Source organism: Halomonas sp. AOP43-A1-21, from assembly GCF_052376775.1.
Taxonomy (GTDB): domain Bacteria; phylum Pseudomonadota; class Gammaproteobacteria; order Pseudomonadales; family Halomonadaceae; genus Vreelandella; species Vreelandella colorata.
This window is the reverse complement of sequence record NZ_JBQSWC010000027.1, coordinates 23,239-37,777: the sequence shown is the minus strand read 5'-3', so window position 1 is coordinate 37,777 and position 14,539 is coordinate 23,239. Positions and strand designations below refer to the sequence as shown.

14 protein-coding genes are annotated in these 14,539 nt (G+C 55.2%); 12 read left to right on the top strand and 2 right to left on the bottom strand.

Annotation, left to right across the window (positions count from 1 at the left end):
- Window positions 1-84: 84 nt before the first annotated feature.
- Genes ACT3R7_RS14810 through ACT3R7_RS14795 form a run of 4 tightly spaced genes read left to right on the top strand, consistent with a single transcriptional unit; the run spans window position 85 to window position 4,827 of the window.
- Window positions 85-606 carry a TRAP transporter small permease subunit gene (locus ACT3R7_RS14810; RefSeq protein ID WP_018917107.1) on the top strand — a complete coding sequence of 174 codons (522 nt, stop codon included), beginning with the start codon at window positions 85-87 and terminating at the stop codon, window positions 604-606.
- 2 nt (window positions 607-608) lie between these two features.
- The gene (locus tag ACT3R7_RS14805; protein WP_192538129.1) at window positions 609-1,943 is read left to right on the top strand and encodes a TRAP transporter large permease; all 1,335 of its coding nucleotides are present in this window, start codon (window positions 609-611) and stop codon (window positions 1,941-1,943) included.
- An 11-nt stretch (window positions 1,944-1,954) separates the two neighbouring features.
- Window positions 1,955-3,307 (top strand): malonyl-CoA decarboxylase, encoded by a 1,353-nt coding sequence (locus ACT3R7_RS14800; protein WP_192538128.1) that lies wholly within the window; start codon window positions 1,955-1,957, stop codon window positions 3,305-3,307.
- On the top strand, window positions 3,304-4,827 hold the full coding sequence (locus ACT3R7_RS14795) for a malonate--CoA ligase (protein WP_192538127.1): 1,524 nt from the start codon (window positions 3,304-3,306) through the stop codon (window positions 4,825-4,827). The genes ACT3R7_RS14800 and ACT3R7_RS14795 overlap by 4 nt, the downstream gene beginning before the upstream one ends.
- A gap of 7 nt (window positions 4,828-4,834) precedes the next feature.
- Here the strand turns inward: ACT3R7_RS14795 and ACT3R7_RS14790 are convergent, their stop codons facing one another.
- Window positions 4,835-5,452, bottom strand: a complete 618-nt coding sequence (locus tag ACT3R7_RS14790; RefSeq protein WP_193091516.1) for a cyclodeaminase/cyclohydrolase family protein — start codon at window positions 5,450-5,452, stop codon at window positions 4,835-4,837.
- 383 nt (window positions 5,453-5,835) lie between these two features.
- On the opposite strand from ACT3R7_RS14790, the gene ACT3R7_RS14785 reads away from it, so the two are divergent.
- Genes ACT3R7_RS14785 through ACT3R7_RS14755 form a run of 7 tightly spaced genes read left to right on the top strand, consistent with a single transcriptional unit; the run spans window position 5,836 to window position 11,147 of the window.
- Complete coding sequence (locus ACT3R7_RS14785; RefSeq protein ID WP_192538125.1) at window positions 5,836-6,291, top strand: DUF2170 family protein; 456 nt, start codon at window positions 5,836-5,838, stop codon at window positions 6,289-6,291.
- Window positions 6,292-6,330: 39 nt separating this feature from the next.
- Window positions 6,331-7,026 (top strand): PspA/IM30 family protein, encoded by a 696-nt coding sequence (locus tag ACT3R7_RS14780; RefSeq protein WP_192538124.1) that lies wholly within the window; start codon window positions 6,331-6,333, stop codon window positions 7,024-7,026.
- Window positions 7,027-7,075: 49 nt separating this feature from the next.
- On the top strand, window positions 7,076-8,155 hold the full coding sequence (locus ACT3R7_RS14775) for an ion channel (RefSeq protein WP_192538123.1): 1,080 nt from the start codon (window positions 7,076-7,078) through the stop codon (window positions 8,153-8,155).
- Complete coding sequence (locus ACT3R7_RS14770) at window positions 8,155-8,874, top strand: DUF2491 family protein (RefSeq protein WP_192538122.1); 720 nt, start codon at window positions 8,155-8,157, stop codon at window positions 8,872-8,874. Before ACT3R7_RS14775 ends, ACT3R7_RS14770 begins: the two co-directional genes overlap by 1 nt.
- Before the next feature lie 51 nt (window positions 8,875-8,925).
- On the top strand, window positions 8,926-9,336 hold the full coding sequence (locus tag ACT3R7_RS14765; RefSeq protein ID WP_018917098.1) for a DUF350 domain-containing protein: 411 nt from the start codon (window positions 8,926-8,928) through the stop codon (window positions 9,334-9,336).
- A gap of 11 nt (window positions 9,337-9,347) precedes the next feature.
- Window positions 9,348-9,962: a DUF1190 domain-containing protein gene (locus ACT3R7_RS14760; protein WP_192538121.1), complete on the top strand. Its 615-nt coding sequence runs from the start codon at window positions 9,348-9,350 to the stop codon at window positions 9,960-9,962.
- 18 nt (window positions 9,963-9,980) lie between these two features.
- On the top strand, window positions 9,981-11,147 hold the full coding sequence (locus tag ACT3R7_RS14755) for a glutathionylspermidine synthase family protein (RefSeq protein ID WP_192538120.1): 1,167 nt from the start codon (window positions 9,981-9,983) through the stop codon (window positions 11,145-11,147).
- A 27-nt stretch (window positions 11,148-11,174) separates the two neighbouring features.
- On the opposite strand, the gene ACT3R7_RS14750 is transcribed toward ACT3R7_RS14755, so the two are convergent.
- Complete coding sequence (locus tag ACT3R7_RS14750; RefSeq protein WP_192538119.1) at window positions 11,175-12,107, bottom strand: hypothetical protein; 933 nt, start codon at window positions 12,105-12,107, stop codon at window positions 11,175-11,177.
- Window positions 12,108-12,505: 398 nt separating this feature from the next.
- Between ACT3R7_RS14750 and ACT3R7_RS14745 the strand changes: the two genes are divergently transcribed.
- Window positions 12,506-14,533: a methyl-accepting chemotaxis protein gene (locus ACT3R7_RS14745; protein WP_193091515.1), complete on the top strand. Its 2,028-nt coding sequence runs from the start codon at window positions 12,506-12,508 to the stop codon at window positions 14,531-14,533.
- The last annotated feature ends 6 nt before the right edge of the window (window positions 14,534-14,539 follow it).

The window sequence follows — 14,539 nt, the reverse complement described above, 5'->3', positions numbered from 1 at the left end:
TTACCCCAGCAACCTGTGACCATTTGTCTGCATTAGACGAGTGGTCCGGTTCGATTGTCGCCTGCTTAGCTTGATGAGGGAACTATGGCAACTTCAACCACGCATCCCCCCGCCGCTCGCGGTGGGGTTATCGGCAGCTATATCCGCCTGATGGACAGGCTGTCACGCCTGTTTGCCTATCTGGCCTGCGCCCTGTTTGTGGCGGGCGTACTGGTGATTTGCCAGATGGTCTTTATCCGCTACGTGCTGGGCATGAGCACCAGTTGGCAAACCGAGTTCACCGTTTTTTCAGTGACCGGCGCCATGCTGATGGGCAGCCCCTACGTACTCATGACCGGCGGCCACGTCGCCATCACCATTGTCCCTGATGCGCTGGGCGGTATCGCCCAGAAAGCCATGCGCCTGGTGGCCTCGCTTTTTGGCCTGGCCTTTTGTGCAGCGCTTGCCTACGCCTCCTGGGTGTATGTACTGGAAGCCATGCACGGCAACTGGACCACCGGTTCGGTCTGGAACCCGCCGCTCTGGCCGGCGCTTATGCCCATGGCATTAGGCGCTTCGCTATTGGTACTGCAATACGTGGCTGAAATTCTGCGCGGGGAGCACTGAGCATGGATCCGATTACCTTAGGCATTATTGTAGCCATCGCGCTGATTGCGCTCATGGCCATTGGTACCCCTATCGCTTTTGCGCTGGGCGGTGTATCGCTACTGGCGCTACTTTATGATCGCGGGCTTGCCGAGCTCACCTACTTTGGCGAAACATTTTTTGACCGCATTGCGGAGTTTGGCTTTGTCGCCATTCCGATGTTCATCTTGATGGGCGCGGCTGTCGCCTCATCGCCCACCGGACGCGACCTTTATCGCTCGCTCGACTTATGGATGGGGCGCTTACCGGGCGGCCTGGCGGTCTCCAATATCGGCGCTTGCTCCATCTTTGCCGCCCTTTCGGGCTCGTCCCCGGCCACCTGTGCAGCGATTGGTAAAATGGGCATTCCAGAGATGCGCGTGCGTGGCTACCCGGATGGCGTAGCGGCTGGTTGTATTGCCGCAGGCGGCACCCTGGGCATTCTGATTCCGCCATCGGTCACCATGATTATCTACGGTATTTCTACCGAAACCTCAATCGGTCGGTTGTTTATCGCAGGCGTGGTGCCGGGCTTCATGCTCGCGGGGCTGTTCATGATCTGGACGATGATCGCCTGCAAAATGGCCGGTGGTTATAACAACCCGTTGGCGGAGTCTGCCGAGCGCCTGAAGCAGACGGTTAAACACAACGTCGATAGCAACTTGAAGGCGTTAGTGCGCGTTCTGCCTTTTCTAGGCGTGGTGGCGGGCATTTTATTTGCGCTTTACGGCGGGGTGGCGACACCCTCGGAAGCGGCGGGTGTAGGCGCCTTCTTATGTCTGGCGCTGGCCATTTTAATCTATCGCATGTGGCAGCTGGGCCCGATCAAACTGATCATGCGCGACTCGCTGCGCGAAAGTGTGATGATCATGCTGGTGATCGCCACCGCCGAAGTATTTGCCTACGCACTCTCCTCGATGTTTATTACTCAGACGGTGGCCGCCGCCATTGCCGACCTGGAGGTCAACCGCTGGGTGTTAATGGGGGTGATTAATCTCTTTTTACTGGTAGCTGGTTTCTTCTTGCCACCGGTGGCAGTCATCGTCATGACCGCGCCGATTCTGCTGCCAATTATCATGGCCGCCGATTTTGACCCTTACTGGTTCGCCGTAATCCTGACCATCAACCTGGAAATCGGTCTGATCACTCCGCCTGTGGGGCTGAACCTGTTCATTATCAAAGGCATCGCACCAGATATCTCGCTGCGCGACATCCTGATGGGCAGCCTGCCCTACGCGCTGTGCATGGTATTGGGCATCTTGCTGCTGTGCCTCTTCCCGGGCATCGCGCTGTGGTTACCCAACTTGATAATGGGTTAAGGAGCTGAGCCATGAACATGATGTTTCTGCAGGAGATTTTTAACAATATCACTCAGCGTGATGCACTGTTACGGCGCCGCAACCCAGGGGCGCTTACTCCGGACCATGATCATCTGGTGAGTGCCTGTCAGGCGCTTCTGGCAAGCGACGGCGAAGCTTCCAGCATTGCCTTGGCAAGCCGGGCGCTAGCTATCTACCAACGCTTATCAGCCGCAGAAAAAGCCAGCTTTTTTGCACGCCTGGCCAGCGACTTTGCCGCCGACGCTGCGCAAATTGATGAAGCCTATGCGGCCTACTCAGAAGCCCGCGACAACTACACGCTACAAACCCTGTTTGACGCCTGCGAACCGCGCCGTCAGGAGCTTTTTCGGCGCTTGAACCTGGCCCGCGACGGCACCTATGAGCTGGTCAAGATGCGCGAAGACCTGCTGGGGTTGCTGCGCGAGCAGCCCGAACTGGGGCCTATCGACGACGACTTTGCGCACCTTTTCGGCTCCTGGTTTAACCGCGGCTTTTTAATGCTTAAACGAATCGACTGGAACACGCCAGCCTCTGTGCTTGAGAAGATCATCCGTTATGAAGCGGTGCATGAGATTCAGGACTGGAATGACCTACGTCGACGGCTGGATGCTCGTGACCGGCGCTGCTTTGCATTCTTTCACCCGGCGATTGGCGACGAGCCGCTGATCTTCGTCGAGGTGGCCCTGCATAAAGGGCTGCCGAGTCGCATTCAACCGATTCTGGTGGGTGAAGAAAACGGCGCTGATCCCGAAGATGACGATACGGCTGCCTTCTTTGGGATCAGCAACTGCCAAACCGGCCTGCGCGGCATTTCGTTTGGTAACTTTCTGATCAAGCAGGTGGTACAGGAGCTTTCACAAGAACTCCCTCAGCTTAAATACTTCGTCACGCTGTCGCCGGTTCCCGGGTTTGCCCAATGGCTCACCGAGCAGCGTGAGGATGAGCAGTGGCCGGAAACCCTGCGCAGCACGCTGGGTGAGCTTGAAACGCCCGACTGGCACCACGATGCGGTACGCGAAGAACGCCTGAAAACCATTATTCGCCCTCTGGCCGCCCGCTATCTGATCGAAGCCAAAAACGCCAAGGGCTTGCCTCTCAACCCTGTCGCCCGCTTTCACCTGGGCAACGGCGCTGAACTGCATCGCATCAACTGGCTGGGCGATATCTCGTCCAAAGGCGTCAAGCAAGCGGCGGGGCTGATGGTCAACTATCTATATGTGCTTGATGACATTGAACGCAATCACGAAAACTATACCGCCAAGGGCACCGTTGCCTGCTCAAATGAAGTGCGTGACCTTGCGCGTCGCGCCCGCAAGCTGGCCAAGGGAGAGACCGCCAAATGAACCACAACCTGTTTGAAACCTTTGCCGCCAAGATGCGCGAGCGCGCCGACGCTGACTTTATTACCACTCGTGAAGGCCGCCACTATAGTTACACCGATGCGCTGAACATAAGCGCCCAGCTTGCCGGTGCCTTGACCGAGCTGGGCGTGACACAAGGCGACCGCGTTGCCGTCCAGGTAGATAAAAGCCCTGAGGCAATACTGCTTTACTTGGCCTGCCTGCGTATTGGCGGCGTTTATCTGCCCTTGAACACCGGCTATACCGGCGATGAAATTCGCTACTTTTTAAACGACGCCGAACCTGCGCTGTTTGTTTGCCGCCCCAAGCTAGAAGATGAAGCACAAGCACTTGCCGCTGAAACCGGCTGCCCGGCGGTGGCAACGCTGGGTAGTGCGGCGGATGGCAGCCTGATGGAAACATCCCTTCGCTCAGCGCCCTGTGAGGAGATCGTCACGTTGGGCGAAAACGATCTGGCGGCGATTTTATATACCTCCGGCACCACCGGGCGCTCTAAAGGCGCCATGCTGACTCACCGCAACCTGGCGTCCAATGCTGAAACGTTAGTAACAACCTGGCACTTCAGTGCCGATGATCGGCTGATTCATGCGCTGCCCATTTTTCATACGCACGGGCTGTTTGTGGCGTGTAATGTCGTCTTGATGGCTGGCGCCAACATGCTGTTTCTGCCCAAGTTTGATGCCGATATCATCTTTGAGGAATTGCCCCATGGTAGCGTGATGATGGGTGTGCCCACGTTCTATACCCGGCTGGTTCAGGACGCGCGATTAACACCGCAGGCGGCGGAAAACATGCGCCTGTTTATCTCGGGCTCGGCACCGCTGACCTCTGAAACCCATGAAGCGTTTGCAGCCAAGACCGGCCATGCGATTTTAGAGCGCTACGGCATGACCGAAACCAATATGAATATCTCCAACCCCTATCAAGGGGAGCGCCGTGCGGGCACCGTGGGAATGCCGCTGCCCGGTGTGGATATTCGAATTATCGATCGGGAGTCAGGCGCGGAAGTCGATGAAGGCGACATCGGCATTCTTCAGGTCCGCGGGCCTAACGTGTTTATCGGCTATTGGCGAATGCCCGAGAAAACCCGGGAAGAGCTGCTCGATGACGGCTTTTTCATCACCGGCGATTTGGCCATGCGTGACGCCCAGGGCTATGTGCATATCGTGGGCCGCGATAAGGATCTGGTGATTTCTGGGGGCTACAATGTTTATCCCAAGGAGGTGGAGCAGCTTATCGATGAGCTGGAGCAGGTGGTTGAGTCGGCGGTGATTGGCTTGCCGCATCCTGATTTTGGCGAAGGGGTAACGGCGGTTGTGGTTTGCCAGGCGGGCGCGACGCTTGATGAGGCCACGATTTTTGATCACCTGGCAGGACGCCTGGCCAAATATAAGCAGCCCAAACGGGTCTTTTTTGTCGAGGAGCTGCCGCGCAATACCATGGGCAAGGTGCAGAAAAACGAATTGCGTAAGCGCTTTGCTGACACATACCGCTCAGTTTAATCCCGCTTCACCTAGCGATTCGAGCCACTAACAACGCCGCCTGCTCTTTGAGCTCATCGTGAGCTTCTTGAGTGCGGCGTTTTTCTGCTTCGCTGCCCAGAGAGTCAATATTGGCTTCAACGTTGAGCAGCACGCTGCGTAATGCCGCAGCCAGCAGCTCTCCCCCGGCTCGGGTGTCGCTGGCAAATTGCTGCTCGCTGCACCCACCCGCCCGGATGCACAGGCTCAGAGCCTTCTGGCACAGCCGTGCCGTTTGTAGCGGCACGTCGACCGCCGTGGCGGCGGCTTGCTGAATCGCGCTGCATCGGGCCGTTTTTTCGTGTTCGTCATGGTGGGGCATCTGAAATGCCGCCATCAATCCTTCAAATGCCGCAATGTCCTTATCGGCCAAGGGGCCAAGCTGCTCTTTTAAGCGCTCGCCTTCATCAAGCAGAGCGCGTCTGGTCTCGCTTGTCTCATGCTGTTGACTCAGGTGCAGCCCCTTGAGAATCAGCGCCACGCCCAAGGCGGCAGTCACGCTGGCTGCGGCCCCACAGCCTGGCATGGGTTTTCGGGCAAGTGAATCGCCAAAATGGCCAAGCGTTTGTTCCCAAATGGGGGTGTGGCCTTGTCCAGCATCCTGCATATACGTTACTCCGAAGATCTTGGCGGTGGGATAGAACTCATACCTGCCCCTCAGGTCTTACAAGCGGGTGCCGGGGTTTCTATCTTTGAAACAAACGTCAGCTTTTTGAAACACACTTCAGCTTTTGAAACACACTTAGGTCAGTATGGTTCACCTTGGGCCATCATGTGTTATTAGCCGCCATGCGATATTAGCCAGCATAGAGGCGAGGCGTGGTAGCGTACAGGCAGCGTGATGAAAACCGCGACTTGTCCAAGACCATGACCGACGCCTTACCTCAAGGTGTATTCATTGGCCGAAATCGCAATGAGTTGTACTTCGCTAGAAGGTTATTTAGCGTTGATGCTAAACTAAATTTCACTTTGCATAAGGAGCTTGCTGTTTTGACAACTTCAAATGACATCGGCGCGCGGTCTGCCGCCGATCTTTATCGTTTTGTTACCGAAGCTACCGCACAACCCGATACCAGCGAGCTTGAGTGGCCGGATGCCAACCTCAGCCTGGACGAGGCCAACCAGACTCTGATCTGGGAACTTCACGATTACGGCAATCTAACCCTGACCCTGTCGCGTAGTGACAACGAATGGATTGCCATGACGGCGATTGCGGCGGTAGACAGCGTCAGCAACCAGGCCGAGCTCAATGAGGTGCTGCTGCGCCAAGGCCTCGCCCTACCGCTGGCATCTGTCGGCATCGTCGCTATTGATGGGCGTGATTTCTACGTGGCCTATGGCCAGCTATTTGGCGACTCAAAACTGGCGTCCATTTGCGCTGAACTGCACGCAACGGCCAGTGCCGCCATGGAAGTCGCCGGTCTGATTCAGGAACACTTTTCTTAACCATTTTTCATCTTAATACGCTTTTCAGGAGCAACTCTTATGTTAAGTAAAATCATGACGGCCTTACGCGGTAAAGCCAATGAAACCGGTCAGGCGGTCGTTGATTCTCAGGCCCTGCGTATTCTGGATCAGGAAATTCGTGATTCCGAACATCATCTCAAGCAGTCCAAGACCGAACTGGCACGCCTGATGGGCCAGCGTCAGCTGAACAGCAATAAAGCCGACACGCTGGAAGGCAAGATTAGCGAGCTTGAGCAGAGCGCTGAGGCCGCACTGGACAAAGGCGAAGAAGCACTCGCAGTGGAAGTCGCCGAGCGCATGGTGGCCATGCAGGAAGAACTCGACGCCGAGCGTAATATCGTCAGCGAGTACGATGCCAGCATCGAGAACCTGCGCGGTGCCATTCGTAACACCGAAAACCAGCTGCGCCAGCTCAAACAGCAGGTAAGCGTGGTGAAGGCGACTGAATCTGCACAGAAGGCTCAGTCTGCCGTGGCGGCGCGCCACTCGGGCCAGAACAGCGCCATGGGCAGTGCCATGGAGTCCCTCGAGCGTATTCGTGAACGCCAGCAGCTTAACTCCGCCCAGATGCAGGCCGCCGACCAGATGGCCGCTGAGGAGAGTGGTTCATCGCTCGACGCACGTTTGAAGGCCGCCGGTATTGGCGCAAGCGACCGCAAGGCCGAAGACGTGCTGGCCCGCCTGAAAGCCAAAAAGAATACGCCACAAGCGTAACTAAAATAGCGCCCGCCCAAGCGGCGGGCCTGTTCTCAAGGAGCGAGCAGTGCCTATTTTTGTACGTCTTCTAAAGGCGCTTCAAGCATCCACCATCAGCGTCAGTTGGACCTTTCTGTTTTTGATGGTTATCGGGCATTCGGCGCTTTCCTGGGCTGCCATGGCCGTTGCCGATGAAGTAGTGGCAAGCTCCTTTCGGCTGTGGATGTACTTTTATGTCACCACCACGACTACCGTGGGCTATGGTGATTTCAGCCCTCAAACACCAATTGGCCAGTGGGCAGCCACACTGTGGGTAATTCCCGGCGGCATCATCTTGTTTGCTGCGTTTATCGGCAAGGCAACGGCCAACATTAGCTCAACCTGGAGAACGCTGGTGCAGGGTAATGCGAACTATGACGGCCTTACCGGCCATACGCTCGTGATCGGTTGGCACGGTGAGCCAACAGCCAATATCATTCGTATCCTTCAGGCGGATCCTAACCTGCCGGACGATATCGTGCTGTGCGTGGCCGCCGATATCGATAACCCGCTGCCCGGCAGTATCAAGTTCGTCAAGGGCGAAAGCTTCTCCGACGCCGAACTGCTTAATCGGGCAGGTATCAAGGGCGCCAGCCGCATCATTATCTACGACAAGGTCGATGAGCGCGTGGCAACTATCGCGCTTTCGGTGTACGACCAGAAATCGCCGGGTTGCCATATGGTAGCGCACTGCGACAACCCTTCGACTGCCAGCATGTTGCGCCGCACGCTACCGGGTATCGAGTGTACCCAAGGGCTCTCTATCGAAATGCTGGTGCGCTCGGCAACTGACGCGGGGATCAGCCGGGTGGTCAATGAGCTGCTGGCCATCGGCCAGGGAGCTACTCAGTTTCAGGCCTGTTTACCCACCACCCTGCCCAGCGAGCAGAGCGTGCGTTACGGCGATTTGATGGCAAAGGCGAAAGCGGACAACAACGTGACGCTGCTAGGCGTCTGGCGCCCGGCAAGCGATGAACGCCAACTATTGAATCCGCCTGCCGACTTCGCGGTGACGGCAGGTGATACCCTCTACTATATGGGCGATCAACGCCTGAGCGAAGATGATCTTGTCGCTCTGTTTCAGTCTGCTCTGGGGAGAGTTACCTGATGTTCAAAACCTTGAAAAGCCTGTTTGGCGCCTCTGATGATACCGCTCAAGCCGAGAGTAAAGCGACCTTCAATGCGGGCCTGCCGCTGGGCATGACGTCTGAAGATTTCGAAGGGCTACGCCTTGATGGCCGCGTCAAGATTGCACTTGCCGAGCTTAGCGCGTTTCCGGACACCCTGTTTGGCTGGTCCAGCGAGCCCTACCACCATGTGGCGGCCGTTGGCCATGTAGATCTGGGCCAGGGCGCTCACCTGGTGCGCTTTTATCTGGATAACGATACGTGGCTGCAGGCCAATGTCGAAAACCAGCAGGTGGTCGAGTACAAGCTATTTGATTTTTATCGCGTCACCCATCTTTCGGACGTCGAGTTTGATGCGCTGATCAACGCAGATGACAAGAAAGCGGGCGAACTTGGCGCGCAGTCCATCACCGTTGAAGCAACTGACACAAGCGGGCGTGAATGTCAGTATCAGCGTGTATGGGGCGATGAAGCGAGCCTATGGTCGCCGCCTGTGCTGCTTGAAGAGCAGGTAATGACCACGGAAAGCGTCATGACGCGTAGCGTTACCCATCATGCCATGCTTTACGAGCGCCAGATTGAAGGCTCTGAGCGCATGGAATACGTGCTGCTGAATGCTGAAAATGACGGCGAAGGCGGCTTCATGCTGGTGCAGAATCTGGGGGTTGATGTTACCTCCGTGGACATTGATGCTATTTAAACGGCGCCAGCCATCTACACTGTTTATTCTTAACCAAGGAAGATCCTACACATGCTGTATTTACAAGGCCTCCCCCACTTCTTGGGCTATCTGATTGGCGCGCTGGTGCTTCTCGTGGCGTTCATGTACTGCTATAGCCGGATTACGCCTCACCACGAATGGACACTGATTCGTGAAGGTAACGCCGCGGCCGCTACCGCTTATGCGGGCTCGATTCTAGGCTTCACCCTGCCGCTTTACAGCGCCATGGCGAACTCCGTTAGCTTCATCGATTTCATCCTGTGGGGCATCATCGCGTTCGGCGTTCAGTTAGCCACCTTCTTCGGGCTGAAAATGGTGCTGAAAAATCAGGGGGAAAGTCTTTCACTGCACATTACCGAAGGCCATATGGCATACGGCGTTCTGGTCGGCAGCGTATCGATTGCGGTAGGCCTGATCAACGCAGCCTCGATGACGTGGTAAGGAGTTTACAGATGGCAAATCACGATCAGACACCGCACCTTCCTCGTCGCAAACGCAGTGCCCGCCTGTCATTGGCGATGATGGGAGCTAGTGCCTTCGGTCTTACCGCCTGTGGCCAGCCGGAACAGACCACCGATGTCAGCTTCGATAGCCCACGCAGCTACCAGAGCGTGGATGAGTGCGTAGCCGCCGATGTGTATACCCAGAGCGCCTGCGAAGAAGCCTACGAAGCGTCGATCAAGGAAGTGCCACGCTTCAATACGCTTGAAGCCTGTGAAGCAGAGCATGGCGAAGGTGCTTGCGTCGCGCCCAGCGAAGAGCAGGCCCAGGCGGCGACCGGCAGCAGCGGCGGCAGCTGGTTTATGCCGGCGATGATGGGCTATATGGTCGGCAATATGATGTCGCGCTCAAGCAGTGGCGCCACCAGCCGTGGTGTCTATCAGGAGCCGGTGTATCGCAACCGCCAGAATCAGGGCAATTGGAATACCGCCAACAATCAGGCTAGCCAGCGTGTCAGTCAGCGCCAGCAGACCATGCGTACCTCTGCCATGCAGAACCGTCAGTCAGCCACACAGCGCAGCGGCTTCGGCTCACGTTCCTCTGCCCGCGGGGGTTGGGGTTCGTGACCCGCAGCGGATATTCACATGCTTAGAATCGACGTGGCAGAACGCCCCAACTGGAAAACCCTGGCTCATGAGCTGGGGTTTCATTTTCATACCATTGACGGCGAGCCTTATTGGAAGGAAAGCGCTTACTATCAGTTTACGCTTGAACAGGTAGAACGGGATATCGAAGCGCCTACCGAAGAGCTTCATGAAATGTGCATGGAGCTTGTGGACAGGGTTTGCCACTCCAACGCGCTGATGCAACGCCTGGCCCTGCCGGAGTTCATGTGGGATACCATCCATGACTCGTGGGTATCCGGTCAGCCGCACCTTTATGGACGGATGGATTTTGCCTATTCAGGCCAAGGCCACGCCAAGCTGCTCGAGCTCAACTACGATACGCCCACCTCGCTTTACGAAGCGGGGTTCTTTCAGTGGGTGTGGCTTGAGCAAGCGATTCAACAGGGCATCATCCCGCGCCGTGCGGATCAATATAACTCCATTCAGGAGCGATTGATCAATGCGATGGCGCATATTGGCGACCGCCTTGAAGACCGAACGCTTCACTTCTCATGCATCAAGGACAATATTGAGGAACGGGCAACCGTCCACTACCTGCAGGATGTCGCCGTACAGGCGGGCGTTACGGCGCCGTTTGTGTTCATGGAAGATATTGGTTACCAGAGCGGCAACGACTTTTTTGTCGATCTGGATAACCAGCCTATTCAGGCGCTGTTCAAGCTCTACCCCTGGGAGGAGCTTGCCGATGATGCCTTTGGCGAGAAAATACCGCAATTGGCAACCCACTGGTTCGAGCCACCGTGGAAAGCCATTCTCTCCAACAAAGGTATTCTGCCGCTGCTTTGGGAGCACTTTAAAGGCCATCCCAATCTTTTGCCCGCCTACTTTGAAGAGAAGAACGCCGCACCGCTGCCACCTGGCTGGGTGCGCAAGCCGTTCTTTTCGCGCGAAGGCAGCAATATTGAGCTGTTAACACCGGAGGGCCAGCGCGAAGCGGTAGACGGCCCGTATATTGACAGCCCCTGGATTCGTCAGGCCTACCACCCTATGCCACGCTTTGGTAATCATCACGCCTTAATCGGCAGTTGGGTGGTAGGTGACAGGGCCTGTGGTATCGGCGTGCGGGAAGACGTAGGGCGGATTACCAAGGATTCATCCTGCTTTGTGCCCCACGCCATCGTATGACGCGCTATTGATACCCTAAAGGAAAACCTACGCCGCGTCGGCGCCCTGGGGAGTAAATTGTCCAGGGCGTTCAAATAGCTGCCTAATAGGCGCTAGCCGCGCCGCGTCATGTTTATGCGCCATTGAAAAATGCCGTGCGCCCACCCAGCAAAGTGGTACCGAAAGCACTGTCTCTTTGGGCACGCCCTGCTGGGTTAATTGCAGCAGGACATCGTCACTTTCTGTGGGGTGCCAATGCGCCAAGAGTTCAAAAGGTGCGGCCTGAGAGATACGCATAGCCAGCATGCCTGTTTCAGGCTGACCGTAGAGCTCAACGATTTGTGCAACGCCTTGAGAAACCAGCGTCTGGTGCGTTTCCTTATCCAAGGGGGCGGTCGTTACGGCGGTAATGTTGGCGGGTAACGATGGCAGGCGCTGCGCCAGTTGACGCCAGCGGTCACTGCTCGTCACCACGATATCGCCCGCATTCAGGTCCCACAGCGCATCGGCATGATCAAATAGCGAGCGTGTTTTAAAACCGGCTTCCTGAGGTAAAAGTGCGCCCAGCATAAAGCCGAAAACGGTTTGCAGCGGCAGCCAGCTGACCAGCGTGCGGTTCGCGCGCGGCTCGGCATCCAATAATGCCTGGAGCGCTTTCACTTCCTGAGTCAGTGATTCCGCCTCATGAACATACTGGTGCTGTAACTTATGGCTAAAGGCGCCGCCTGCAACGGTATCAAATAAATTGAGGCGATTAATACATGCGGTTTCACTTAACGCATTGGCCCATTCCTCCAGGGTGATGGACGCATCGGTAAGTAGTTCACCATCGGATAAATCGAAAAAGTGCTGAACGGCATTAACCAGTCCGCTGCGCTCGGGCGTACCCGCTGAAGGCAACATATCCGTATGTGCCGGGCAGTGACGCGAGGCAATATCGCGCAGCACGCTAAATAATGTGCTAGAAGTGAGTGACAACATGCTGCTTCCTTAGCAAGAATTATCATTTCCATTGGCGCGCAGAATACGTTTTTGTACTATTTTTGTCAAAAAAACCAGCAATACACCTCAAGAAATCTAAAAAATATTTACAATTATTTTCAATAACTTAAGTTAATTCAGCTTTCCATTAATTAAGGCCACCTATACTTAATTAATATTAAGACATTACTTTTTTAAAAAAATTATGCAAAAGCTTGTATAAAAAATATAACCTCTCAGGTTAAAAAGCGTTAATACAAAAACTAGACAATATTCATAAAAATCGCTGAAATCATTACTACAATATCCCACCCTCTACCCCTTACACCGCTCATCCGCGGTACTATTAGGCCTACTTAGCCCTGACGGGCATCGGCCAACTGGGAGCAATTTTGATAATGACGGCGCGTTGGAAATCTTTGCCTCTGCGGCTAAGGCTTTTTATCTCTTTTGGGACAGTACTAGCGTTGGCAATGCTGGTTGCCCTTTACCTGCAGGCTCGCTCTTATGGTCAGGCGCGCCTTGATGCACTTATCAACGAAGAATTGCCGGCTCAGGCAGAAAGCCTTGCAGCCCACCTCAGCCTAAATTTAAGCCCTGCGCTGGCGCTTTCCGAGAATCTGGCCAATAGCTACTTTATCGAGCAGTGGACGCGTGACGGTTTTCCAGAAGAGCGTCAGGCTGAAGTAGAAATCTATCTATCGCGCATGATGGACCAGTTGGGTACCGAACTTCTGTTTATTGCCGCGCAATACCAGGGCCGTGGCTACTACTTTCAGTATCGTGATGGCGAGTTTTTACAGCGTACCCTTGAGCCTACTGGAGGCGCCGACGATTGGTATTATCAGTTCACTGACAACGGGGAACTTTTTGAGCTGAATTTAGACAATGACACGTTCTCGACAGAGGAGGCCTTTGTCTTTTTGAACTTCCGTAGCACTCAAAACGCCGTCAATGGCCGCCCGCTGCTGGTAGCGGGCGCAGGTCTTGATTTGTCACGCCTTGCTCTTCTGATTGAAAACTTCCGTCTGGGAAAAACGGGCCGTGCTGCCCTGCTAAACGCTGAAGGCGAACTGCTGGTGCGTAGCGATGAAACCGATATTGAGGCGCTGCGTAGCCAAACGCCTGAGCAACTGGCACAACAGGGCAATACCTCAACGGTGTACGAGATTGAACGCGACAACCATGTCTATTTGATGAGTACGGTGTGGCTGCCGCAGCTACAGCGCTACTTAAAGGTGGAAGTCTCCAAGTCAGAGTACTTAACAGCCTCCCGTGAGCGCTTTTTAGCTTCAACAGGGATTGGGTTATTAATCCTGTTGATCGGCCTAGTGATCCTCTACCCGCTCACCGGCAGGCTCATTCGACCGCTTATTCACTTTCAGCGTCAGTTAAAGCAAATTACTCATAGCCTGGATCTTTCCCGGCGTGTTGAAACGGACGACCGAGCGGAGCTTGGTGATTTGGCCAACCAAACCAATGCGCTGTTAGAGCGTTTATCACGGGCGATTCTGGCCGTTTCCAATAATGCTCATGCGCTGACGCGAGTAGCTGACCAACTGGCTCAAACGGCCGGATTGTCAGGCGTTCATGGCGGCGACATTACCCATGAAGCCAATCAGACCATGGCCGCCGCCGTTGAAGAAATGGCCTCATCGGTTGCCGAGATCACCTCGACCATGGAAGAGCTTTCCACATCGTCGACCCAAATTGCCGATCATTCCCAGTCGGTGGTAGACGTTGCCAATCACACCCTTGAGCGTAGCCGTAAAGGCAGCACGGCCATGCAGCTGCTGCAGGTAAAAATGCAGAATATACGTAGTGACAGCGAGCATAGCCTGGCGGAAATTGTCGCGTTAGGCGCCAAATCTAAACAGATCAACAAGGTGATGGAGCTGATCAATACACTGGCGGCCCAAACCAAGCTAATTGCGTTTAACGCAGCACTTGAAGCGTCAAGTGCCGGTGAGTCAGGCCGCCGGTTCTCGGTCGTGGCAAGTGAAATTCGCCGCTTAGCAGATAGCGTGACGGACTCCACCCAGGAGATCGAGAGCCACACTGACGATATCCAGAGCGCCATCAACCGTTTGGTGGTGGCCTCTGAGAAAGGCGCCTCTTCTATTGAAGAAGGCGTTGAAGTCAGCATGAGTACCGCGCAGGATCTAGATGCCCTGCTCAAGGCAGCAAGCCAGACCAGCAGCGCGGCTCAGCAGATATCGCTGTCCACGCAGCAGCAAAAAACCGCCAGTAATCAGGTAGTCATTGCGCTGCGCGATATTGATATGGCCAGTTCCCGCAGTGCTCAATCGGTACGCAGTATTACTGAGATCAGCCAAGAGATGATTCAAATGTCAGCGGAACTCAACTCGTTGGTACAAGAGTTTACTCTGGCACAACAAGGAGCAGATAATTCACGCCGCTCATGAGGACGC

What these genes read in the sequence shown, in the direction of transcription:
- ACT3R7_RS14810 (WP_018917107.1), top strand. Translation starts at nt 85, where the DNA reads ATGGCAACTTCAACCACGCATCCCCCCGCCGCTCGCGGTGGGGTTATC.
- ACT3R7_RS14805 (WP_192538129.1), top strand. Translation starts at nt 609, where the DNA reads ATGGATCCGATTACCTTAGGCATTATTGTAGCCATCGCGCTGATTGCG.
- ACT3R7_RS14800 (WP_192538128.1), top strand. Translation starts at nt 1,955, where the DNA reads ATGAACATGATGTTTCTGCAGGAGATTTTTAACAATATCACTCAGCGT.
- ACT3R7_RS14795 (WP_192538127.1), top strand. Translation starts at nt 3,304, where the DNA reads ATGAACCACAACCTGTTTGAAACCTTTGCCGCCAAGATGCGCGAGCGC.
- ACT3R7_RS14790 (WP_193091516.1), bottom strand. Translation starts at nt 5,452, where the DNA reads ATGCAGGATGCTGGACAAGGCCACACCCCCATTTGGGAACAAACGCTT.
- ACT3R7_RS14780 (WP_192538124.1), top strand. Translation starts at nt 6,331, where the DNA reads ATGTTAAGTAAAATCATGACGGCCTTACGCGGTAAAGCCAATGAAACC.
- ACT3R7_RS14770 (WP_192538122.1), top strand. Translation starts at nt 8,155, where the DNA reads ATGTTCAAAACCTTGAAAAGCCTGTTTGGCGCCTCTGATGATACCGCT.
- ACT3R7_RS14765 (WP_018917098.1), top strand. Translation starts at nt 8,926, where the DNA reads ATGCTGTATTTACAAGGCCTCCCCCACTTCTTGGGCTATCTGATTGGC.
- ACT3R7_RS14760 (WP_192538121.1), top strand. Translation starts at nt 9,348, where the DNA reads ATGGCAAATCACGATCAGACACCGCACCTTCCTCGTCGCAAACGCAGT.
- ACT3R7_RS14755 (WP_192538120.1), top strand. Translation starts at nt 9,981, where the DNA reads ATGCTTAGAATCGACGTGGCAGAACGCCCCAACTGGAAAACCCTGGCT.
- ACT3R7_RS14750 (WP_192538119.1), bottom strand. Translation starts at nt 12,107, where the DNA reads ATGTTGTCACTCACTTCTAGCACATTATTTAGCGTGCTGCGCGATATT.
- ACT3R7_RS14745 (WP_193091515.1), top strand. Translation starts at nt 12,506, where the DNA reads ATGACGGCGCGTTGGAAATCTTTGCCTCTGCGGCTAAGGCTTTTTATC.